The following is a 22,118-nucleotide window of genomic DNA, read 5'->3' on the forward strand; positions in this document are numbered from 1 at the left end:
GAATGAGACCGATGAGGTGCTACGTGAGGTGTTAGGGGAATCCTAGGCGCCCAGACGGCGTGTCATCGAGTCAATCCGCGTTTGATCTGGACAATGACACCCCTTTTGAGTGGCAAGGCGACAGAATGCTTGTCACCCGTTCGCCTGAACCTCCATCAGGAGCACACATCTTCATGTGCTGACTAGTTCTCTGACGACTTGCCACTCGAACGAGTGGAACCCGCCGCCGCACCGGCCTTCACGCCCCCCGCGCCCTGACCGCCGACCGTCGGCTTTCCGCCGCCCGAAGGCGCCTCGAATGATTCCAACGCCTCAAGAACGTCCTGGACACGGGAGATCTCCGCCTGAATGTCCTCGCGTCGACGCACCAGGACCTCCAGCTCGCGGCGGCCCTCGTCGACCAGTCGCTCGGCCTCCGCCTTCGCCTCGGCGAGGGTGCTTTCGGCCTCGCGCGTCACCTCGGCCTTCTTCTGCTCGGCCTCCTTGAGCAGCGCCTCCGCCTTGCGCACGGCGGCGATGCGGACCTTGCCGGCCTCGCTGCTCGCCTCCGACACCAGGTCCTTGGCCTTCTTGTCGGCCTCGACGCTCTGCTCGGTCGCCGCCCGCACCAGCTTGTCCACGCGCTCGCCCGCGGACTTCATCTGCTCCGCCGACTCGCGGCGGGCCCGCTCGTGCAGTTCCTCGACCTCGGACGCGACCCGGCCGCGCAGCTCCTCCGCCCGCTCCCTTATGGCGGCGGCGTCCGTACGCGCCCCGACCAGCAACTCGTTCGCGTCCGTACGGGCCTTCTCCACCGTGGAGTTGCCCTCGACGGTCGCCTCCGACGTGATCCGCGCGGCCTCCTTGCGGGCCGCGTCGACCATCGCGTCGGCCTGCTCCTCGGCCGCCGTGGTCGCGGCGAGGGCCTGCTGCCGCGCGTCGGTGGTGAGCCTCTCGGCTTCCGCCGAGGACTCCGTGATGAGCCGGTCCACCTGCTCGGCGGCCTCGCTGCGACGCTTGTTGGCCTCCTCGCGGGCCTCGTCGAGCAGCCGCTCGGACTCCGTACGGGCCTCCGCGCGGGTGCGCTCCGCCTCGGTCGCCGCCTCCGCCTTGACCCGCTCGGCCTCCGACCGGGTACGGGTCGCGTGCTCCTGCGCCGAGGACAGGGCCTCGGCGGCCTCCGTGCGCAGCCGTTCGGCCTCGGCGGCGGCCTCCCCGACCGTCCGCTCGTTGTCCTTGCGGGTCTCCTCGGTGAGCTTGTCCGCCTCGGCGGCCGCCTCGGTGATGAGCCGGTCCGCCTGTTCGGCGGCCTCGCTGCGACGCTTGTTGGCCTCCTCGCGGGCCTCGTCGAGCATCCGCTCGGAGTCCCGTTCGGCGCTCGCCAACGTCTCGTTCGCAGCCTCGGTGACCCGCTCGGCCTCCGCGGTGGCCTCGCCGATGATCCGGCCGCCCTCCTCGCGGGACTCGTCGAGGATCCGCGCCGCCTCGGTGCGCAGCCGCTCGGCCTCCTCGGCCGCCTCGCCGACCGTGAGGTCGTTGGCAGCCCGCGTCTCGACCGTCATGCGCTCGGTCTCGGCCGCGGCCTCGCCGATCAGTCGGGCGCCCTCGGCGCGTGCGTCGTCCAGGGTCCGTGCCGCCTCGGTGCGCAGCCGCTCGGCCTCCGTCGCGGCCTCGCCGACCGTGGCCGCGTTCGCCGCGAGGGTCTCCTCGGTGAGCTTGTCCGCCTCGGCGGCCGCCTCGGTGATGAGCCGGTCCGCCTGCTCGGCGGCCTCGCTGCGCAGCCGGTTGGCCTCGGAGCGGGCCTCGTCGAGCGTGCCCGCCGCCTCGGCGCGGGTCGCGTCGGCCGCGGCCTCGGCCTCGGAGGTGAGTCGGGCCGCCTGCTCGCCGGCCTCCTCGATCGTGGCCGCGTTCGCCGCGCGGGTCTCCTCGGTGTGCAGTTCGGCCAGTCGCGTGGCCTCGTCGACGATCCGGGTGCCCTCGGCGCGGGAAGCGTCCAGGGACTCCGCGGCCTCGCCGCGGATCCGGTTGGCGTCGTCCCGGGCGTCCGCCCGGGTCCGGGCCGCGTCCCGCTCGGCCGCGGCCAACGCGTCGGTGGCCTCGGTGCGCAACCGCTGCGCGTACTCGGCGGTGTCGGTGCGCAGTTGTTCGGACTCGGCGATGGCGTCGCCGACCGTGCGCTCCGCGAGGGCCTTCGCGGCGTCCGTCTCGACACGGGCCTCGTTGCGCAGGCGGGTGGCGTCCTCGGACGCCCGCTCCCGCTCGGCGTGGGCGTCGGCGCGGACTCGTCCGGCCTCCTCCTCGGCTTCGTTCCTCGTGCGCTCGGCGGAGTGCTCGGCCGCGCTGCGCAGCCCGACGATCTCCTCCTCGGCCTGCTCGTGCAGCCCGGCCACGGCGTCCCGTACCTGCTGGGCGGTCGTCTCCGCGGCCGACACGACCTCGGACGCGCGCCGCTCGGCCTCCTCGGTCAGCCAGACCGCCTCGGCCTGTGCCTCCTCGGAACGCTTGCGGGCCTGCGCCAGCAGTTCCTCGCTCTGCTCGCGGGCCTGGGCCCGCTCGTTCTCCGCGTCGGTGCGCGCCGACGCCAGCGTCTCCTCGGACTCCCGGCGACGCCGGGCGGCCTCCTCCTGCGCGGCGGCCAGCGCCTCCGCGGCCTCCGCGGCGACCCGCTCGGCGGCGGCCTTGGCCTCCGCGCGCAGCCGGTCGGCGGTCTCCTGCGCCTCCGTACGCACCCGCTCGGCCTCGGACTCGGCCTCGCCGCGCAGCCGCACCGCGACCTGCTCGGCCTCCGCGCGCACCCGGCCGGCGTCTTCCGCCGCGTCCGTGCGCAGCTGGTCCGCCTCCGCCTCCGACTGGGCCTGGAGGGTACGGATCCGCTCGGCGGCCTCGGCGCGCAGCCGGTCGCTCTCCTCCGTGGTCTCCCGGCGGATGTTCTCCGCCGAGGTCCGGGCGTCGCGCAGCGTCTGCTCGGCGTTGGTCAGCCGGTTCTCGGCGTCCGTGTGGAGCCGGACCAGTTCCTCGTCGGCCTCCGCCCGCTTCGCCGACAGCGCCTGCTCGGTCTCCTCGCGCCGGGCCCGCGCCGCCGCGTCGGCCTCGGCGCGGACGGACTCCGCCTCCTCCTCGGCCTCGGCGCGCAGCCGCTCGGCCTCGGCGCGGGTGCGCTCCAGGGTCTCCTCGGCCTGCCTGCGCAGGGTGCCGGCCCGTTCCACGGCCTCGCCGCGCACCCGCTCGCTCTCGGCGGTCGCCCCGCCGCGCAGCTCGTCCGCGTCCGACTTGGCCTTGCCCAGCAGCTCCTCGGCGGTCCTGGCCGCCTCCTCGATCTGCTGGACCGCCTCGCGGCGGGCCTCGCCGCGGATCCGCTCGCCCTCGGCGACGGCCTCCGCGCGCAACTGCTCGGCCTCGCCGCGCAGCCTGCGGGCGTCCGCCTGGAGTTCGACCGTACGGGCCCGGTACTCCTCGGTGTCGTCCTTCGCGGCGCCCTTGAGCTCGTCGGCCGTGGCCGCGGCCTGCACGCGCAGCCGGTCGGCCTCGGACTCCGCCTCGCGGCGGATCCGCTCGGCCTCCTCGGACGCGGCGCGGGTGGTGGCCCGGGCGTCCTCCGAGGCCTTGTTCAGTACTTCCTCGGCCGTGCGGGCGGCCTTCGCCAGCTGCGCCGCCGTGTCCTCGGCGGCGGCGGCGCGGGCCTGTTCCCCGGCCTCGGCGCGCAGCCGCTCCATGTCGGCGCGGGCGTCGGCCAGCAGCTGTTCGGCCTCGCCCTTGAGGACCTCGGCCTCCTTGGTGGCCTCGCCGACCAGCCGTGCGACCTGCTCCTTCGCGGTGCGGGTGCGCTGCTCGTTGACGGACTCCGCCGAGGCGAGCTGCCGCGCGGCGCTCTCCTTGGCCTCCGCGAGCAGGGTCTCCGCCTCGGCGCGCGCGGTGCGCAACGCGGAGTCGGCCTCCTGGACCCGGGACTCCGCGACGCGGCCGAGGTCCATGGTCTGCTGCCGGGTCTGCTCGGCCTCGGCGGAGGTGGTGCTCCGCAGCCGTTCGGCGTGCTCGGTGGCCTCCTGCGCCTGCGAGGAGGCGGCGGTCAGCAGCCGCTCGGCCTCCTTGCGGGCCCGCAGCAGGGTGCTCTCGGCCTCGGTACGGGCGGCCTCGGAGTCGGCGGTGAGCCGGCGTCGGGCCTCCTCGGCGAGCCGGGCGGCCTCGGCGCGGGCGGCGTTCAGCGCCTGCTCGGCCTCGGCGCGGGACTCCTCCATGAGCCGGCGCGCCTGGGACTCGGTACGGGCGCGCAGCTGCTCGGCCCAGGCGACGTTCTCGTTGACGTGCGCCTCGACGGTCTGGCGGCGCTCGTTCAGCTCCTGGTCCAGGCGCTGGCGGCGGTTGACGGCCTCGCTGTGCAGCTCGGCCTGGAGGCGGGCCTGGTGTTCGGCGTGCTCCTGGAGGATCCGCTGGGTCTGGGCCCGGGCGTCGCGCAGCTCGCGTTCGGCGTCGGAGCGCATCTGGTCGGCCTGGATCTGGGCATTGCGGAGCAGCTGCTCCGCCTGGTAGCCCATGTCCGCGCCGTCGTAGGCGGGGCGGGACGCGAGATTGCGGCGTACCTCATGGAGCTTGGCGCGCAGCACCTCGACCTGGTAGCCCAGGTCCTCGGCGTGCTGGACGGCCTTCCCGCGCTCCTTCTTCAGCCGCTCCATCTCGGCTTCGAAGCGCGAGAGATGGTCGACCTCGGCCTGGTGGCTCTCCTGGCTTTCGTAGCCCCGCACAGCGCGGTCCCATCCGTCCCCTGGTCGCAAGCTCACTCCCAATTGAGCATCGCTCGCCCGCTGAACGACGCCCCCGGGGAATGGTGTCAGATACCGGGGCAGGGGTTACAGGCCCCGACCCCGTCTCCGCACCGAACCCCGGCCGAGCCATGGCCACTCTACCGGCCGGAGAAACGGGACATCAGTGCGCTTGGGTGCGCATCGCCTGGTTGGGAGCCCGAAGACCGCCTGTCAGCAGGGGTGGAGCAGGGTGTACCCGTGGGTACGAACAGATCTTCAGACAAGCCGACCGGCGACGGTCGGAGTCGATCACGGGCGGCGGCGGGCGCCGGTCCTCCGCCCGCGGGGACGGGTGCCGCGTTCGCGCACGCGCACGGACCTCGGGCCGGTGTCCGAACCCGCCGGCACCCTTCACCGGCCCCTCCGGCAGTGGAAACAGCCGTTCCGGAACCATGTCGGGCGCCGGCCGGCGTGACGCAACGCAAACTCCCGCGCGAGGCGTCACGACCGGTCGTTCGACGACACGCGCCACGCGCCTCAGTGCCCTTCCGTCGCCTCCGGGGCGGAGGTGACCAGTTCGGTCAGGACCCCGTGGCAGTCCTTCGGGTGCAGGAAGGTGATCCGGGACCCCATGGAGCCGATGCGCGGCTGGTCGTACAGGACGCGGACGCCCTTGCCGCGGATGGCCTCGGCGTCGCCGTCGACGTCCTCGGTCCCGAAGGCGATGTGATGGACGCCCTCCCCGTTCTTGGCGAGCCACTTGCCGACCGCGGAGTCCTCCCTGGTGGGCTCCAGGAGCTGGAGGTAGGAGGCACCCCCGTCGGAGGTCTCGTTGATCTTGAGCATGGCCTCGCGGACGCCCTGCTCCTCGTTGACCTCGGAGTGGAACACCTCGAATCCGTACGTGGCACGGTAGAACTCGACAGTCTTGTCGAGGTCGAAGCAGGCGATCCCGATGTGGTCGATTCTTGTCAGCATGGGACCAGTGCACAGCTCGGGAGGGGCGTCACGCAACGTGCCAGCGATCACACCGACTGGCCGGTGACGGCGCGGGTACTGCTCAGTACATTCAGGTAAACCCTCGTTCACTCCTCAGCTTCCCCGCTGAAAGGGGATCCGCCATCATGTCCGGAACGAACAACACCACTTCGGTGATCGTCGCTGGGGCCCGCACGCCCATGGGGCGTCTGCTGGGCTCGCTGAAGTCCTTCTCGGGTGCCGACCTCGGCGGCTTCGCGATCAAGTCCGCGCTGGAGCGGGCCGGGATCTCCGGCGACCAGGTCCAGTACGTGATCATGGGCCAGGTGCTCCAGGCCGGCGCGGGCCAGATTCCCGCCCGACAGGCCGCCGTCAAGGGCGGGATCCCCATGAACGTCCCCGCGCTCACCATCAACAAGGTGTGCCTGTCCGGCCTCGACGCCATCGCGCTCGCGGACCAGCTCATCCGCGCCGGGGAGTTCGACATCGTGGTCGCGGGCGGCCAGGAGTCCATGACCAACGCCCCGCACCTGCTGCCGAAGTCCCGCGAGGGCTTCAAGTACGGCGCCATCGAGATGCTCGACGCGATGGCCTACGACGGCCTCACCGACGCCTTCGAGAACATCGCGATGGGCGAGTCCACCGAGAAGCACAACACCCGCCTGGGCATCGAGCGCGCCCCACAGGACGCGTTCGCCGCCTCCTCGCACCAGCGGGCCGCCGCCGCGCAGAAGAACGGCGTCTTCGAGGCCGAGATCACCCCGGTCGAGATCCCGCAGCGCAAGGGCGACCCGGTGGTCTTCTCGCAGGACGAGGGCATTCGCGCCGAGACCACGGTCGAGTCCCTCGGCAAGCTGCGCCCCGCCTTCGCCAAGGACGGCACCATCACCGCCGGCACCTCCTCGCAGATCAGCGACGGCGCCGCCGCCGTGGTCGTGATGAGCAAGGCCAAGGCGGAGGAGCTCGGCCTGGAGTGGATCGCCGAGATCGGCGCGCACGGCAACGTGGCGGGACCCGACAACTCGCTCCAGTCGCAGCCGTCGAACGCCATCCTGCACGCCCTGAAGAAGGAGGGGCTGGAGGTCTCCGACCTGGACCTCATCGAGATCAACGAGGCCTTCGCGGCGGTCGCCGTGCAGTCAATGAAGGACCTCGGCGTGACCCCGGAAAAGGTGAACGTCAACGGCGGCGCCATCGCCCTGGGGCACCCGATCGGCATGTCCGGCGCCCGGGTCGTGCTGCACCTGGCCCTGGAGCTGGCCCGGCGCGGCGGCGGTGTCGGCGCGGCGGCCCTGTGTGGCGGCGGCGGCCAGGGCGATGCCCTGATCGTGCGCGTGCCCGGCGCGAAGGCGTAGGTGTCACGAGGATGACGACGGTGGACGTCCCCACACTGGTGGCCCAGGCCCGAGAAGGCCGACCCCGGGCCGTGGCCCGGCTGATCTCACTGGTCGAGGGGGCGTCCCCGCACCTGCGCGAGGTGATGGCCGCCCTGGCCCCGCTCACCGGCGGGGCGTACGTGGTGGGGCTCACCGGCTCCCCGGGCGTGGGCAAGTCCACGTCCACCTCGGCGCTCGTCTCGGCGTACCGCAAGGCCGGCAAGCGGGTCGGCGTGCTCGCCGTGGACCCGTCCTCGCCCTTCAGCGGGGGCGCGCTGCTCGGCGACCGGGTGCGCATGTCGGACCACGCCTCCGACCCGGGGGTCTACATCCGCTCCATGGCCACCCGCGGCCACCTGGGCGGGCTCGCCTGGGCGGCGCCGCAGGCGATCCGCGTGCTGGACGCGGCCGGGTGCGAGGTGATTCTGGTCGAGACGGTCGGGGTCGGGCAGTCGGAGGTGGAGATCGCCTCGCAGGCAGACACCTCGGTGGTGCTGCTGGCGCCCGGGATGGGTGACGGGATCCAGGCCGCGAAGGCGGGCATCCTGGAGATCGGCGACGTGTACGTGGTCAACAAGGCCGACCGGGACGGCGCGGACGCGACCGCCCGGGAGCTGAACCACATGCTCAGCCTGGGGGAGTCCCGGGGCAAGGGCGACTGGCGGCCGCCGATCGTCAAGACGGTCGCCGCGCGGGGTCAGGGCATCGACGAGTTGGTCGAGGCATTGGAGAAGCACCGGGCCTGGATGGACGAGCGCGGTGTGCTGGCCGAGCGTCGCACGGCCCGTGCCGCCCGTGAGGTGGAGACCATCGCCGTGACGGCCCTGCGTGCCCGAATGGCGGATCTGCGCGGGGACGCGCGCCTGGACGCGCTCGCGGCCCGGGTCGCCGTGGGGGAGCTGGACCCGTACGCGGCCTCGGACGCCCTGCTGGCGACGCTGACCGATGCGGACTCCCAGGGGCGAACCTAAGCTGGCAATCGCCCGGAATGGCCCGAAGGATCCCCTGTAAGGGAGTGGTGTCATGGCGAAGCGCGGAAACAAGAAGCGAGCCCGCAGGAAGAAGAAGGCGAACCACGGCAAGCGTCCCAACGCCTGACCGCGCACAACACGAAGAGGGCCGCGCCCCCGAGCCGGGGCGCGGCCTTCGTCGCGTCGGTGCGAAAGCGACGACCTAGTTGTTGTCGTCGTTGTCGTCGTTCGAGTCCGACGAGGACGCGGTGGCCTTCCCCGACGTGGGGTCGACGTGGACGTGCTTGGTCTTGCCGTCGCTCGACTTGACCTCGATGTCCCAGTAGGTGCTGCCGTTGTCGTCGTCGTCATCCCAGTCGACGGACCAGACCTTGGCACCCTTGTTGGCGGCGAGGGCCGCCGCCATCGCCTTCTTGGCGTTGACCTTGGCGGCGATCAGGGGTGCGTACTGGGCGGCGTTGTCGTTGTCCGTGTCGCGGGTGGTGGCCTTGCCGGCGCTGTCGACCTCGACCTCGGTGTTCTTGCCGTTCTTGGCGACCACGTTGACGTGCCAGACGGTGCCGTCCTTGTCGAGGGACTCGACGACACCCGGGTGGTGCTTGAGGGCCGCGTCGCTCGCGCTCTCTGCGGTCACGTCGGCGCGGGCGGCGGTGGCCGTGGTCGTGGTCCCGGCCGTGGCGCCGGTGGCGGCGACGGCCGCCGCGGTCGGGCCGCCGACCGTGAGGACGGCGGCCGCGGCCGCGGAGATGATCACGTTGCGCTTCATGGGCAGTACCTCCTCGGGCCGGCCCGGGCGCCTACGGTTGCTCGGCGGGCGGACCGGCGGGCGATATCGACCATTCTGCGATCGATCGCCGGATCCGGCGCGGGGAGGGGCGTCAGCCCTTGCCGCGGTTGTCCCGCAGGTGCTCCGCCACGGGGCGCAGGGACTCGCGCAGGGCGGCCAGGGCGGCCGGCGGCAGCAGGTCGATGAAGTGCTGGCGCACGGAAGCCACGTGGTGCGGGGCGACCTTGCGCATGGTCTCCATGCCCTCGTCCGTGAGGACCGCGAAGAGGCCGCGGCGGTCGGACTCGCAGTTCACCCGGCGGACCAGCCCGGCCGCCTCCATTCGGGTGATCTGGTGGGAGAGCCGGCTCTTGGACTGCAGGGTCGCCGTCGCGAGGTCGCTCATCCGCATCCGGTGACCCTCCGACTCCGAGAGGTTCACGAGGATCTCGTAGTCGTTGTTGGTGAGGCCGAAGGGCTGGAGATCCTTTTCCAGCTGGTGCATGAGCAGCCTGCTGACGTCCAGGTGGGTGCGCCAGGCGCACTGTTCGGCGTCGGTCAGCCAGCGCGTGGCCGTCTCGGTCTCCATGGTCTCCATGACTGAACTCTACCTAAAAAGTTGAATTGCGTACAAAAATAGGACGATCACAGATGCGAGATCACAGGCCGAAGCGCCGCTGTAGATCACCCAGCTGTCCGGGCATCCGCGGCACGCCGATCTGACCGAGCGGCCCCTGACCGGCCCCGGGAACGCCCTGCGCGTTGCCCGTCGCCGCGCCGGCGCCGACCGCGCCGACCGCCTGCTCCGCCATCAGCATCTCCGACGACTGGAGCAGCACCGTGCCCGCCCCCACGAACTCGAACTGGTGCTCCTCGCCCGAGGAGCCGCCGATGCCCGTCAGCGAACGCAGGCCGCCGATCACGCCCGACATGTAGCCGTGGTCGTAGTGGTGGCAGGGAGAGGGGCAGTCCGCCCAGCCCACCAGTGCCTGCGGGTCCACGCGCAGGGGAGGCTCCATGAACACGACCGGTCCGTTGGACGCGGCCACGAACTTCCCGGTGCCGATCAGCGTCAGGAACCCCGGCACGATCGACTGCTTCAGCGCCAGCGTCGGCTGGTACGCCAGCAGGTTGCCCGACCGGATCGTCAGGTTGCCCTTGTCCAGGTCGTACGAGTTCACGTCGAAGGCCCGGTCGGCCAGCAGCATCTTGCCCTGCCCCTCGGCCACCACCCAGTCGGCGGCGTGCAGGGGCGAGTGGAAACTCGTGCGCAGCAGCCGGTCGAAGCGGCCGTTGCCGATGCCGTTGAACTCGATGCTCCCGTAGTACGAGATCATCTTGCCCTTCTGCAGGAACCACTGGCTCCCCTTGAGCTCCACGCAGAAGGTGTACGCGTTGACGTTGTCGTCGGAGGGCAGCGTGTACGGGTCGAAGACCGTCGGACCTCCCGGTCCGCCGGGCACGGGGCCAAAGTTCACAGCTTCTCCTCCGAGGCCTGTACGTACACCGCGCCCTGGCCCGACAGCTCCAACTGGAACGCCTCGCCCGAGCCGCGCCCCACCATGTCGCGCCAGCCGAGCGCCGTGGAGAGCTTGTTCCTGACGTCCCCGTGGTGGGCCACGTACGCCTGCGGGTCGACGTGCACCGGCCGGTTCGGGGTGATGGGCAGTTCGACGACCCCGCCGTGGGCCATCACGGCGACGGAGCCGTGCCCCTTGAGGGTGGTGGTGAACAGGCCCTGGCCGGAGACCTGGCCGCGGACCATGCCCATGACGCCGCCCTGCGAGCCCATGAACATCGTGCCCTGCTGGAGGGTGCCGTCGAAGGCGAGCAACCGGTCCGCCTCCACGTACAGGGTCTCGCCCGACAGGTTGATCACCTGGATGTGGTGGCCGCCGTGGCCGAACATCACGGTGCCACTGCCCTCGACCGACATCAGCGGCGTCTGTTCGTTCGCCACCCGGCGGCCGATCATGCCCATGACCCCGCCCTGACCACCGGTCAGGCTCGGGGTGAAGGAGACCTCGCCCCGGTAGGCGAGCATCGCGCCGCGCTGGCTGTACATCTTCTGCCCGGGGACGACCTGCGCCTCGACCATCTTGGAGTTGATCTCGCGGAACGGCATCAGACGTCGCCCCCGATGGTGTTGCGCTCGCTGGGCTGCACGTAGACCAGGCCCTCGCCCTCGAAGCGGATCTGGAACGCCTCGCCCGAGCCCTCGCCGATCAGCGTGCGGAAGTTCACGCCCGACTGGAAGGACTGCCGCAGGTCCCCCGTGTGCGCGACGTACGCGCCCGGATCGACCGACAGCGGGTACTGGGCGCTGACGCGCAACACCACCGCCGGACCGTCCGACATGATCGCGGCCTGGCCGGAGCCCTCCACGGTCGTGGTGAACAGGCCGTTGCCCGTCGTCGCCCCGCGCAGGCCGGTGAAGGTCGTGCCGGTGCGCAGGCCGGCGTCGGTGCACAGCAGGTTGCCGGCCTCCACGTGCAGCTTCTCGCCGCGCAGGCTGACCAGATTGATCTCGCTCGCGCGGTCGGCGAAGAAGCAGGTGCCCTGCCCCTGGACCTCCATCACCGTCATCTGTTCGCCGGTCAGCCGGCGGGTCACCATCCCGCGGAGACCTTCGCCACCGCCGGACATCTTCTTGAAGGCCATCTGGCCGTCGTACGCGACCATGGAGCCGTTTTTCGCTTTGACGGCGTCCCCGGTCAGGTCGACGGCGAGCACCTTGCTGCCTTGGAGTCGGAACTGAGCCACGGGAAGACGTTATCCGCAGAGTGCGGGACCGAACAGGGCTTCGTGGCCGATATCCGCCACACTCGGTCGTTCCGGGTACCCCGGTCAAGATCCCGCGGGGTGGCTGAGACACTGGGAAGGACCCCCGGCCTCCTCCCGCGAAGGTTCCACGTGGACATCAAGACCGCTTCCGCCCTGCACCGGCTGCGCCTCATCTCCGTACCGGAGGCACTGTCGTTCCCGGCCCTGCTGATCTTCGGCTCGCTGCTCAGCCGGGTCTCCGACATCGACTACCTGATGATGCCGTTGGGCATCCTGCACGGGATCCTCTTCGTCATTTACGCGGTCTTCCTGCTCGACGTCTGGAACAAGGCGAAGTGGCCGCTCAAGAAGGTGGCCCTGTTCTTCCTGCTGGCGCTGCTGCCGTTCGGCGGGCTGTACGGGGACCGGCTGCTCAAGCGCGACGAGGCCGACAGCGTCCTGGCCGCGCGGGCGCGCGAGGCGGCCCGCGCATGATCGTCGCGTTCTCCGTGACCCCGCTCGGGGTGGGCGAGGAGGTCGGCGAGTACGTCGCCGACGCGGTCCGTGTCGTACGGGAGTCCGGGCTGCCGAACCGCACCGACGCGATGTTCACCACGGTGGAAGGCGAGTGGGATCAGGTGATGGACGTCGTGAAGCGCGCCGTCGCCGCCGTGGAGGCGCGGGCGCCCCGGGTCTCCTTCATCCTCAAGGCCGACATCCGTCCCGGAGTCTCGGACGGCATCACCTCGAAGGTGGACACGGTGGAACGCCACCTCGCGGAGGGCTGAGCGGCCCCCTCACGGCCCGACCCGCTCGCACGGTGCGGACGTGTCACACGGCGTGGACGTGCACGTCGGGCGGCTGAAGCACCGACAGGTACGCGGTGATGTCCTCCGGATCACTGGTGAAGATCACCGCACTGCCGTGCTTCGCGGCGGCCAGAGCCACGCAGGCGTCAACGGCGTCCGGCCGCTTCTTCGGGGGGAGTTCGGCCTCCCCGAGGGCGGTGCCGATTCTGCGCCAGTCCGTCAGGTCGAAGCCCATCGCGCAGGCGATGCACTCCGGACGGCCCGCCTTCGTCTCGCGCATCGGCGGGGCCGACGTTCTTGCCTGTGGCACGGAACAGTCCTTGAGCGTCGTGGCCAGCGCGTGTACCAGCGCCGGGTGGGGGCGCCACACCTGAGCCAGCACCGGCCCGAGGACAAGGGCCCGGTGCGGGGTCTCCTTCAGGGCTTCATGCAGGTGAACCGCCTTGGCCTTGCGGTCGGCAAGAGCGATGAGCATCCCGGTGTCGTAGACGGGGACCCTCCCCACGCTCACGCGGCCTCTCCGGAACGCACACCGGGCCGATCCGCCCCGTGGACGAGATCGAGGGCCGCTTCGACCTCCCGCCGCTCCTGCTCCGTCAGCGCCCCGACGGCCGTGTCCTCCTGCGGCGCGCCCGCGCCCGCGGCCTCGGCTTCAGCCGCAGCGATCAAGGCGTCCACGCTCGCGAACTGCGCCTCTATGGTTTCGGTCTCCGCCATCTGCCGCGTCGCGGCGTGCACGAGATATGCGGAGACGTCCAAGCCGGCTCGCTCGGCATGCCGCCTGATGCGCTCGGCCTGCTCCTGCTCAAGGCTGATGCTGATCCTGGTCTTGGCCACAGCCGTAGTGTATGACGCGTATTACGCCCTGCCAAGCCTGGCTCTCTCGTGGTGTCCGGGCGGGAACGGCCGCCATCGGCCCGGCCGCGCGTGCCCCGCCGGGGCCGGCGCGGTCACGCGGACGGTTCCCGCGCCGAGGGAAGGTCGAGGGAAGGGGGCCGGTCCGCGACGCCGTGCGCGACCGCGCGACCCCGTCAGGGCGGGGAGGACCCGCTCCCGGGATCGGTGCCCGCGGCCAACGCGATGGCGAGCGGGGTGCGTTCGTAGAGGATCCGGTGGCCGTGGCGGGACGAGAGGAGGAGCCCCGCCGACTGGAGGGTCTTGAGGTGGGCCGAGACGGTGGACGGCGCCAGGCGGAGCCGTTCGGCCAGCGCCGAGGTGGACGCGGGCTCCTCCAGGGCGCGCAGGATCTCGGCCCGGGCCCGCCCCAACAGCCGGGCGAGCGCCCGCGGGGTCGGACCGTCCGAGGCCGCCCACAGCGCGCCGATGCCCCGGGCCGGGTAGACGACCGTCGGCTGCCACGGCGGGTCGTAGCCCCCGACCACCTCGGGCCACACGAACGCGCTCGGCATCAACAACAGGCCCTGGCCGTCGAGCGAGCGGTCGTGGTGCGTGCGCCGGTCGATGACAAGGGTGTCCCCGGACCACCGCAGGTCCGGGTGGAGCCCGTCGAAGAGGGCCTCCAACCCGCCCGCCGCCAGCCTGCGGGAGTGGAAGAGGACGTCCGCCTCCAGCAGGGCCCGCAGCCTCGGCCAGTGCGGGGCGACCAGACAGGTCCAGGCCCGCTCCAGCAGATCCGCCAACTCCCGCACGGACCGCTCCGGATCGGCGAGCAACCGCTGCCCGATGTCGCTCTCCACGGCCCCCGGCGTACACACCAGGGAGCGCCGCAGGTCCTCCCGGGCGGCGCCCGGATCGGCCGCGCGCACCCGGGCCAGTTCCTCCTCGAAGGTCACCGACGGGCCGGACGGCGGAGGGCTGAGGAAGTCCGGATTGTGCCCCTTTTTGGGCATCAGCAGCCACAGCGGACGCAGGTCCAGGCCGTCCGCCGCCTCACGGATTCCCCGCAGCCACGGCAGGTGGTAGGCCTGGCGGTTCCGGTACAGCAGGACCCGGACCGCCTCCTGCGTCTCCCAGCGCGGGGAGATCGAGAAGCGGCAGCGCAGCAGGTCCACCGGACCGAACCGGTAGTGGAACGGCATCGACCCTCCCGAGGCCCCCGAGGCCTTCCCGAGGCCCTCTCGATTCTTCCCGAGATCCTCCCGCGGCCCTTCCGACGGAACGCGCGGCCAGGATTCGGCGGGGAACGAATCCCTGCCCCCGGAGCCCGGCCCCGACCAGGCTGCCCGCATGGAAACCGTCAACCAACCGGCCGCCGATCACACGGCGGACCCGTCCGACACCGGATACCGGGCCGTCTTCAGGGTCCGGGAGTTCCGGAGCGTCTTCGCGGCGCACCTGATGTCCGTGCTCGGCGTCGTCGTCGCCGAGATCTCCCTGACCGTCCTCGTGTACCGGCTCACCGGCTCACCACTGATGAGCGCGCTCACCTTCGCCCTCGGATTCCTCCCCTACGCCCTCGGCGGCACCCTGCTCGCCGGGCTCGCCGACCGGTACCCCGCCCGCCGGGTACTCGTGGCCTGCGACCTCGTCTGCGCGGCCTGCGCGGCGGCCATGGTCCTGCCCGGCACCCCCGTCGCCGGACTCCTCGCCCTGCGCTGCGCCATGTCCTTCGTCGCACCCCTCTTCCAGGGCGCCCGCAGCGCCTCCCTCGCCGACATCCTCGGCGCCGGCGACGTCTTCGTCCTCGGCCGGTCGCTGCTGCGCATGGTCGCGCAGAGCGCCCAACTGATCGGATTCGGCCTCGGCGGGCTGCTGCTCACCGCCCTCGCACCCTGCGGGGCCCTCGCGCTCACCGCCGCCGGCTTCCTGGCCTCCGCGCTCCTGCTGCGCCTCGGCACGGCGGCCCGACCCGCCCGCGCGGGCACCGGCGGCACCCCGCTCGGCGGCCTGCGGGCCGTCTTCCGGCACCGACGGACGCGCGTGCTGACCCTGCTGTTCTGGCTGCCACCGGTCTTCGTCGTGGTCCCCGAGGCGCTGCTCGCCCCGTACGTCGCCGGCATCGGCGCCGGAACGGTCGCCCTCGGCCTGCTGATGTGCGCGTTGCCCGTCGGCACCATCGCGGGTGAACTCTGGGCCGGCTCCGTACTCACCGCCCGAACGCGTTCGCGGATCGTGACCCCGCTCGCGGCGGCCGGCCTGTCCCCGCTCCTGCTGTACGCGGCGCGGCCGGGCATCGTCGTCACCCTCGGGGCGCTGCTGCTGGCCGGGCTGGCGCACGCGTACACCCTCGGGCTCGACCGGATGTACGTGGACGCCGTGCCCGAGGAGCTGCGCGGTCGGGCGATGACCCTGCTCGGGACCGGGATGATGACCCTCCAGGGAGTGGGCATGGCCCTGGCGGGGCTCGCCGCCGAGTTCCTGCCCGTCCACGTCGTCGTCACCGCGTCGGGGGTGCTCGGCACCCTCGTCGTCCTGGCCCTGCTGGCCGAATTGCGCGCCTGCGCCCCGGCCGCCGAGGGGCCGAGGGATGAGACGGGGCTGACCGCCAAATGACCGCCCGGTAGGGTCTGGTGGATGCCCAAGCCGCTCAGCCTTCCCTTCGACCCCATCGCCCGCGCCGACGAACTCTGGGAGCGCCGCTGGGGTCCGGTGCCCTCGATGGCAGCCATCACCTCGATCATGCGGGCGCACCAGATCCTGCTCGGTGAGGTCGACGCCGTGGTGAAGCCGTACGGACTGACCTTCGCGCGGTACGAGGCCCTCGTGCTGCTGACGTTCTCGCAGGCCGGCGAGCTGACGATGTCGAAGATCGGCGAGCGACTGATGGTCCACCCGACCTCGGTGACGAACACCGTGGACCGGCTGGTGCGCTCCGGACTGGTGGCCAAGCGACCCAACCCGAACGACGGACGCGGCACGCTCGCGTCGATCACCGACAAGGGCCGCGAGGTCGTCGAGGCGGCGACCCGGGACCTGATGGAGATCGACTTCGGTCTCGGGGCGTACGACACCGAGGAGTGCGGGGAGATCTTCGCCCTGCTGCGCCCCCTGCGGGTGTCCGCCGGCGACTTCGACGAGAAGTAGTTCCCGTACGCGGGGCCCGCGTCGATCAGGGGCATCGGGCACGACGTCGATCGCGAGGTCGATCACGGGGCCCGCGTCAAGATCGCGCAAAACGGACGGTTAGGCTCGTGGCCATGAAACGAAGCGTGCTGACCCGGTACCGGGTGATGGCCTTTGTCACTGCCGTGATGCTGCTGGTGCTGTGCACCTGCATGGTTTTCAAGTACGGCTTCGACAAGGGCGCCGACCTGACCTTCGTGGTCTCCCAGGCTCACGGCGTGCTCTTCATGATCTACCTGGTCTTTGCCTTCGACCTGAGCTCCAAGGCCCGGTGGCCCTTCGGCAAGATGCTCTGGGTCATGGTCAGCGGAACGATTCCGCTCGCGGCCTTCTTCGTCGAGCGCAAGGTCCGTGCCGAGGTCGAGCCGCTGGTCGAAGACGGTCTGACCACCGCCAAGGCCTAGCCTCGGCGCCGGCGCGCGGCTCGCGGCACACCTGAGCGGACACCCCCGGGACGACTCTCCGGGGGTTTGCCATCGACATTTACTAGGACGTCCTAGTAAATTCATGGGTATGGACGCTGACGCCATCGAGGAGGGCCGCCGTCGCTGGCAGGCCCGGTACGACAAAGCCCGCAAGCGCGAGGCCGATTTCACGACGCTCTCCGGCGATGCCGTCGATCCCGTCTACGGGCCCCGGCCCGGCGACTCGTACGAGGGATTCGAGCGCATCGGCTGGCCGGGGGAGTACCCCTACACCCGGGGCCTGCACGCCACCGGGTACCGGGGGCGGACCTGGACGATCCGGCAGTTCGCCGGGTTCGGCAACGCCGAGCAGACCAACGAGCGCTACAAGATGATCCTGGCCGCCGGCGGTGGCGGGCTCTCCGTCGCCTTCGACATGCCGACCCTGATGGGACGCGACTCCGACGACCCCCGCGCCCTCGGTGAGGTCGGGCACTGCGGTGTGGCCATCGACTCCGCCGCCGACATGGAGATCCTGTTCAAGGACATCCCGCTCGGCGACGTCACCACCTCGATGACCATCAGCGGCCCCGCCGTCCCCGCCTTCTGCATGTACCTGGTCGCCGCCGAGCGCCAGGGCGTCGATCCGGCCGTGCTCAACGGCACGCTCCAGACCGACATCTTCAAGGAGTACATCGCCCAGAAGGAGTGGCTCTTCGAACCCGAGCCGCACCTGCGCCTCATCGGCGACCTCATGGAGTACTGCGCGAACGGCATCCCGGCCTACAAGCCGCTGTCCGTCTCCGGCTACCACATCCGCGAGGCCGGAGCCACGGCCGCGCAGGAACTCGCCTACACCCTCGCCGACGGCTTCGGCTACGTGGAGCTGGGCCTCTCCCGCGGCCTGGACGTGGACCACTTCGCGTCCGGTCTCTCCTTCTTCTTCGACGCGCACCTCGACTTCTTCGAGGAGATCGCCAAGTTCCGCGCCGCCCGCAGGATCTGGGCCCGCTGGATGAAGGAGGTCTACGGCGCACAGTCCGACAAGACGATGTGGCTGCGCTTCCACACCCAGACCGCCGGCGTCTCCCTCACCGCCCAGCAGCCGTACAACAACGTCGTGCGCACCGCCGTGGAAGCCCTCGCGGCCGTCCTCGGCGGCACCAACTCCCTGCACACCAACGCCCTCGACGAGACCCTCGCCCTGCCGAGCGAGCAGGCCGCCGAGATCGCCCTGCGCACGCAGCAGGTGCTGATGGAGGAGACCGGCGTGGCCAACGTGGCCGACCCGCTGGGCGGTTCCTGGTACGTCGAGCAGCTCACCGACCGCATCGAGGCCGACGCCGAGAAGATCTTCGACCAGATCAAGGAGCGCGGACTGCGCGCCCACCCGGACGGCCGGCACCCCATCGGGCCGATCACCTCGGGCATCCTGCGCGGCATCGAGGACGGCTGGTTCACCGGGGAGATCGCCGAATCGGCCTTCACCTACCAACGGTCCCTGGAGAAGGGCGACAAGCGGGTCGTCGGCGTCAACGTCCACCACGGATCGGTCACCGGCGACCTGGAGATCCTCCGGGTCAGCCACGAGGTGGAGCGCGTACAGGTCGAGGAGCTGGCCGCGCGCAAGGGGCGGCGGGACGACGCCAAGGTCAAGGCCTCGCTGGACACCATGCTGGCCGCCGCCCGGGACGGCTCGAACATGATTCCGGCCATGCTGGACGCGGTGCGGGCCGAGGCCACCATGGGCGAGATCTGCAACGTCCTGCGGGACGAGTGGGGCACGTACACCGAGCCGCCCGGCTTCTGATCCCCGATCCGCGGGGGATCCCCTCGTTCACGACAGCCGGTCGTGGTGCCCCGCAGGGTGGCGCCGCGGCCGGCTCTCGCGTGTGCCGCGGCTCCGGTCGCGGTCGTGGCCCGGGTCCCGCCCCGGGCCCGCTCAGGCCGGTGTCGGGCCCAGGAGGCCGTGCATCAGCAGGGCCGTGAAGGTGGCCACCCAGAGCTCGTCCACCGGCTCCGAGCTGACCAGGGCCCGGTGCACCACCGTCCCGGCGATCACGTCGAAGATCAGGTCCGTGGTGTGGTTCGCCAGGGACTCGTCCGCCTCGTAGGGGAGTTCGCCCCGAGCCTGCGCGCGCTCGCGCCCCAGTACGACGAGACGTTTCTGCCGATCCACGATGGCCGACCGGATCCGGTCCCGCAGGGCCTCGTCCCGGGTGGACTCGGCGACCACCGCCATCAGGGCCGTACGGGCCTCCGGCCGCCGCAGCAACTCCGCGAACCGCAGCACCACGTACTCGACGTCCGCTTCCAACGAGCCCCGGTCGGGCAGTTCGAGCGCGTCGAAGAGCTCCGCGACCGCGTCGACCACCAGCTCGTTCTTGCTCGCCCACCGCCGGTACAGGGTGGTCTTCGCGACGCCCGCGCGGGCCGACACGTCGCCCATCGTCAGCTTCGACCAGCCCAGCTCGACCAGCGCGTCCCGCGTCGCGGCGAGGATCGCCTCGTCCGCCGCCGCGCTGCGGGGACGGCCGGTGCGACCTTGCGGGGAGCTGGTGCCGGGGCTGGGGTTGCGCATGGCGGTGACCATACCCGCCAGTAGGTGAACCATCGGGGGCCCGTTCACTGTGGTTCAGATCACGGAGCGCCGGAGGCCCGGGGGAGTTACGCTACGGCTCGTAGCGTAAGAGCGACAACCACGCGAAGGCTACGGGCGCCGGGTGGGGACCTGGTGTCGACCTCAGGGAAGCAAGGCAGTACGGGGACGCGACACCGGCGCTGCTCCGCCGCGTCAGCGGGGGGAGCAGCGGTGGAGCGGCAACACAGGCAACACCAACCACACGGGTAACACCGATCGGGTTCGCGCGGGAATTCCTCACGCGATCTTGTCCGATCTTTTTCGTCGGCGCGCGCACACGGGGGAGGATGTACGCATGCAGCCCAGAAACATGTCCATGAGCGGCGTCGTCGACCTCGCCGCGGTGAAGGCCGCCGGCGAAGCCAAGGCGAAGGCCGAGCAGGCGCGCGCCGAGGCGAACCGCCAGGGCGGCGCCGGAGCGGACGCCGCGCCCACCGGCGCCGTACCGCCGTCCGCGCTCGTCATCGACGTAGACGAGGCCGGTTTCGACCGCGATGTCATCCAGCTCTCCGACCAGGTTCCCGTCGTCCTCGACTTCTGGGCCGAGTGGTGCGAGCCGTGCAAGCAACTCAGCCCGCTCCTGGAGCGGCTGACCGTCGAGGCGAACGGCCGCCTCGTCCTGGCCAAGGTGGACGTCGACGCCAACCAGCTGCTCATGCAGCAGTTCGGCATCCAGGGCATCCCGGCCGTCTTCGCCGTGGTCGCCGGCCAGGTGCTGCCCCTGTTCCAGGGAGCGGTCCCCGAGCAGCAGATCCGCGAAACCCTGGCTCAGCTGGTCCAGGTCGCGGAGGAGCGCTTCGGTCTCATCGGCGTCCAGGTCGAGCCGAGCGCCGAAGGAGCCCCGGTCGAGACCGCCGAGACCGCCGAGCCCGTCGGCCCGTACGACGCACTGCTGGAGGCGGCCGTCGTCGCGCTCGACGCGGGCGACCTGGCCGGCGCGGTGCAGGCGTACAAGAACGTACTGGCCGACGCCCCGGCCAACACCGAGGCCAAGCTGGGCCTGGCCCAGGCGGAACTCCTCGTCCGGGTCCAGGACATGAACCCCCAGGCGGTGCGCACCGCGGCCGCCGAGAATCCCAAGGATCCGGCGGCGCAGATCGCCGCGGCCGACCTCGACCTGGTCGGCGGTCACGTGGAGGACGCCTTCGGTCGCCTGGTGGACACCGTGCGGGTGACGTTCGGTGACGACCGGGACACGGTACGCCTGAGGCTGCTGGAACTGTTCGAAGTCATCGGGGCGGACGACCCCCGGGTGTCGGCGGCCCGCACCGCGCTCGCGCGGGTGCTCTTCTAGACCCGGCCCGGAAGCGGTCCGTGGCCGGTCCGGGGGCGTCCCCGGAGTTCGACGGGCCACCGGCGATTTGTTGACACATAGAGAAACAGCGGCCGCACTTTGCCAAAACTTGGCAATCCCGGCCGCTGTTACTCGCAGTAAGTCGAACCCCGTGATCTGTCCGGTTGGTTCGCTCGTTCCCTGTTTGTCGTGGCCCTGGGTGACACCCTGTGTTGCCTCCCGACGACAGTGGGCCTCACTCCGGTTATCCAGCCGTTACCCGCCAGTAACGAACCCCCTTGTGCCCCGGCCGTGAATGGACCACGATCGGCCACGCTCGGTCCTTCCCGCAGAGCCGCTCATCCGGAGCCGCGGTGGAGGGTCCCCACCGAGTCGGCCTGTGGCAGTGGCACCGGCCGTGGGACAGGGGGGTACTTGCCTCACCGGCAGGGCCTGTCCCCCCAGGTTGCGCGAACGCGTGGCCCAGTGGTTGTCGCTCGGGGGTGAACGCCTGTGTACGGACGCGGCCTGGTCGCGGCTCGGCCGCTCGCGCTTCTTCCCGAGGACGTAGCACTTCTCCCATCCCAGGACGGGCACTGCCCGGACCGGAGATGTACGTCCGAGAAGGAGGAACGAAAATGAGTTCTCAGGTTCGTGGTGGGACCAGATGGAAGCGCTTCGCTCTCGTCATGGTGCCGAGCATCGCGGCCACGGCCGCGGTCGGTGTGGGTCTGGCGCAGGGTGCCCTCGCGGCGTCCTTCAGCGTCTCGGGCCAGGACTTCAAGGTGTCGGCCGACAAGCTCGACGGTGACGACCTCATCCAGTACGGCAGCGTCGCCAAGGGCAAGGGCCTCGACGGCAAGGACGCGGCGCACCCGGTCACCATCTCCGGGTTCCGTCACGCCGAGATCACCAACATGTGCCAGTCGCTGGTCACCCCGATTCCGGGCATCGGCAACATCACGATGAAGCTCCAGACCGGCAACAAGGGCAAGCCGGCGGTCGCGGAGAACATCTACCTGGATGTCGCCGAGCTCGACACCGATGCCACGTTCAAGGACCTGGACATCGGTGTCGCGGTGAGCGCGGCGGGAGGCACCGCGGAGCACCCCACCGCGCCGCAGGCCGGCACGGTGGCGAACGGCGCCCTGTTCTCGCAGCGCGCCAAGAAGGCCGTGCTGACGGACGTGAAGCAGAAGGCCTGGGCGACGACGGCGGGTACGTTCACGCTGCCGAACCTCAAGCTGCGCCTGCTCAGTGGCGACGAGCCCTGCTACAAGGACTCCGACGTGAAGTAGTCGGATCCGGTGCGTGGCCGGGAGGGCGGCGGTTGTGGTCGCCGTCCCTTCCGGTCCCCACACAGTTTTCCGTACCACCGTTTCCAGGGAGCTGTTGT

At 71.2% G+C, this 22,118-nt stretch carries 22 protein-coding genes; 11 read left to right on the plus strand and 11 right to left on the minus strand.

Going from position 1 to position 22,118, the window contains the following annotated elements; genetic code table 11:
* Positions 1-182: 182 nt before the first annotated feature.
* Positions 183-4,718, minus strand: a complete 4,536-nt coding sequence (scy, locus tag OHA84_RS24515) for a polarized growth protein Scy (RefSeq protein WP_266969754.1) — start codon at positions 4,716-4,718, stop codon at positions 183-185.
* Positions 4,719-5,255: 537 nt separating this feature from the next.
* Positions 5,256-5,696, minus strand: coding sequence for a methylmalonyl-CoA epimerase (gene mce / locus OHA84_RS24520; RefSeq protein WP_053677481.1), 441 nt, complete (start codon positions 5,694-5,696; stop codon positions 5,256-5,258).
* A 146-nt stretch (positions 5,697-5,842) separates the two neighbouring features.
* Here mce and OHA84_RS24525 point away from each other — a divergent pair, with 146 nt between their 5' ends.
* The 3 genes from OHA84_RS24525 to OHA84_RS24535 are packed head-to-tail and all read left to right on the plus strand — an operon-like array spanning position 5,843 to position 8,170.
* Positions 5,843-7,051 (plus strand): acetyl-CoA C-acetyltransferase, encoded by a 1,209-nt coding sequence (locus tag OHA84_RS24525; RefSeq protein WP_053677483.1) that lies wholly within the window; start codon positions 5,843-5,845, stop codon positions 7,049-7,051.
* An 11-nt stretch (positions 7,052-7,062) separates the two neighbouring features.
* On the plus strand, positions 7,063-8,043 hold the full coding sequence (meaB, locus tag OHA84_RS24530; RefSeq protein WP_053677485.1) for a methylmalonyl Co-A mutase-associated GTPase MeaB: 981 nt from the start codon (positions 7,063-7,065) through the stop codon (positions 8,041-8,043).
* Positions 8,044-8,095: 52 nt separating this feature from the next.
* Positions 8,096-8,170, plus strand: a complete 75-nt coding sequence (locus OHA84_RS24535; protein WP_107089157.1) for a 50S ribosomal protein bL37 — start codon at positions 8,096-8,098, stop codon at positions 8,168-8,170.
* 75 nt (positions 8,171-8,245) lie between these two features.
* Here OHA84_RS24535 and OHA84_RS24540 read toward each other — a convergent pair whose 3' ends face one another.
* The 5 genes from OHA84_RS24540 to OHA84_RS24560 all read right to left on the minus strand — a co-directional run bounded on the left by OHA84_RS24540 (position 8,246) and on the right by OHA84_RS24560 (position 11,572).
* Positions 8,246-8,809, minus strand: coding sequence for a PepSY domain-containing protein (locus OHA84_RS24540; RefSeq protein WP_053677487.1), 564 nt, complete (start codon positions 8,807-8,809; stop codon positions 8,246-8,248).
* 112 nt (positions 8,810-8,921) lie between these two features.
* Positions 8,922-9,398, minus strand: a complete 477-nt coding sequence (locus OHA84_RS24545; protein ID WP_053677716.1) for a MarR family winged helix-turn-helix transcriptional regulator — start codon at positions 9,396-9,398, stop codon at positions 8,922-8,924.
* A gap of 70 nt (positions 9,399-9,468) precedes the next feature.
* On the minus strand, positions 9,469-10,272 hold the full coding sequence (locus OHA84_RS24550; protein WP_053677718.1) for an AIM24 family protein: 804 nt from the start codon (positions 10,270-10,272) through the stop codon (positions 9,469-9,471).
* 11 nt (positions 10,273-10,283) lie between these two features.
* Positions 10,284-10,934 (minus strand): AIM24 family protein, encoded by a 651-nt coding sequence (locus OHA84_RS24555; protein WP_053677489.1) that lies wholly within the window; start codon positions 10,932-10,934, stop codon positions 10,284-10,286.
* Positions 10,934-11,572, minus strand: a complete 639-nt coding sequence (locus OHA84_RS24560) for an AIM24 family protein (protein WP_053677491.1) — start codon at positions 11,570-11,572, stop codon at positions 10,934-10,936. The genes OHA84_RS24555 and OHA84_RS24560 overlap by 1 nt, the downstream gene beginning before the upstream one ends.
* A gap of 150 nt (positions 11,573-11,722) precedes the next feature.
* On the opposite strand from OHA84_RS24560, the gene OHA84_RS24565 reads away from it, so the two are divergent.
* Positions 11,723-12,067 carry a DUF3817 domain-containing protein gene (locus tag OHA84_RS24565; protein WP_053677493.1) on the plus strand — a complete coding sequence of 115 codons (345 nt, stop codon included), beginning with the start codon at positions 11,723-11,725 and terminating at the stop codon, positions 12,065-12,067.
* Positions 12,064-12,360 (plus strand): MTH1187 family thiamine-binding protein, encoded by a 297-nt coding sequence (locus OHA84_RS24570; RefSeq protein WP_266950000.1) that lies wholly within the window; start codon positions 12,064-12,066, stop codon positions 12,358-12,360. Before OHA84_RS24565 ends, OHA84_RS24570 begins: the two co-directional genes overlap by 4 nt.
* Before the next feature lie 43 nt (positions 12,361-12,403).
* Here the strand turns inward: OHA84_RS24570 and OHA84_RS24575 are convergent, their stop codons facing one another.
* The 3 genes from OHA84_RS24575 to OHA84_RS24585 form a co-directional block, all read right to left on the minus strand.
* The gene (locus OHA84_RS24575; RefSeq protein WP_266950002.1) at positions 12,404-12,892 is read right to left on the minus strand and encodes a hypothetical protein; all 489 of its coding nucleotides are present in this window, start codon (positions 12,890-12,892) and stop codon (positions 12,404-12,406) included.
* Entirely contained in the window at positions 12,889-13,218 is a 330-nt protein-coding gene (locus OHA84_RS24580; RefSeq protein WP_266950004.1) for a ribbon-helix-helix protein, CopG family, read from the minus strand. Before OHA84_RS24580 ends, OHA84_RS24575 begins: the two co-directional genes overlap by 4 nt.
* A 194-nt stretch (positions 13,219-13,412) precedes the next feature.
* On the minus strand, positions 13,413-14,420 hold the full coding sequence (locus OHA84_RS24585) for a DUF5937 family protein (protein WP_266950006.1): 1,008 nt from the start codon (positions 14,418-14,420) through the stop codon (positions 13,413-13,415).
* A 148-nt stretch (positions 14,421-14,568) separates the two neighbouring features.
* Here OHA84_RS24585 and OHA84_RS24590 point away from each other — a divergent pair, with 148 nt between their 5' ends.
* The 4 genes from OHA84_RS24590 (at position 14,569) to OHA84_RS24605 (ending at position 18,618) form a co-directional block, all read left to right on the plus strand.
* Complete coding sequence (locus OHA84_RS24590) at positions 14,569-15,834, plus strand: MFS transporter (protein ID WP_266969747.1); 1,266 nt, start codon at positions 14,569-14,571, stop codon at positions 15,832-15,834.
* Between the two features lie 21 nt (positions 15,835-15,855).
* A complete protein-coding gene (locus OHA84_RS24595) occupies positions 15,856-16,365 on the plus strand; it encodes a MarR family winged helix-turn-helix transcriptional regulator (RefSeq protein ID WP_053677500.1) in 510 nt (169 codons plus the stop codon).
* Positions 16,366-16,478: 113 nt separating this feature from the next.
* Entirely contained in the window at positions 16,479-16,808 is a 330-nt protein-coding gene (locus OHA84_RS24600) for a DUF3817 domain-containing protein (protein ID WP_053677720.1), read from the plus strand.
* A gap of 109 nt (positions 16,809-16,917) precedes the next feature.
* Positions 16,918-18,618 carry a methylmalonyl-CoA mutase gene (locus tag OHA84_RS24605; RefSeq protein WP_053677502.1) on the plus strand — a complete coding sequence of 567 codons (1,701 nt, stop codon included), beginning with the start codon at positions 16,918-16,920 and terminating at the stop codon, positions 18,616-18,618.
* A gap of 132 nt (positions 18,619-18,750) precedes the next feature.
* On the opposite strand, the gene OHA84_RS24610 is transcribed toward OHA84_RS24605, so the two are convergent.
* Complete coding sequence (locus OHA84_RS24610) at positions 18,751-19,389, minus strand: TetR/AcrR family transcriptional regulator (RefSeq protein WP_053677722.1); 639 nt, start codon at positions 19,387-19,389, stop codon at positions 18,751-18,753.
* A 355-nt stretch (positions 19,390-19,744) separates the two neighbouring features.
* On the opposite strand from OHA84_RS24610, the gene OHA84_RS24615 reads away from it, so the two are divergent.
* A complete protein-coding gene (locus tag OHA84_RS24615) occupies positions 19,745-20,743 on the plus strand; it encodes a tetratricopeptide repeat protein (protein ID WP_266969744.1) in 999 nt (332 codons plus the stop codon).
* A 617-nt stretch (positions 20,744-21,360) separates the two neighbouring features.
* On the plus strand, positions 21,361-22,020 hold the full coding sequence (locus OHA84_RS24620) for a DUF6230 family protein (protein ID WP_053677506.1): 660 nt from the start codon (positions 21,361-21,363) through the stop codon (positions 22,018-22,020).
* Positions 22,021-22,118 lie beyond the last annotated feature (98 nt).

It is taken from the genome of Streptomyces sp. NBC_00513 (genome assembly GCF_041431415.1).
Lineage (GTDB): Bacteria > Actinomycetota > Actinomycetes > Streptomycetales > Streptomycetaceae > Streptomyces.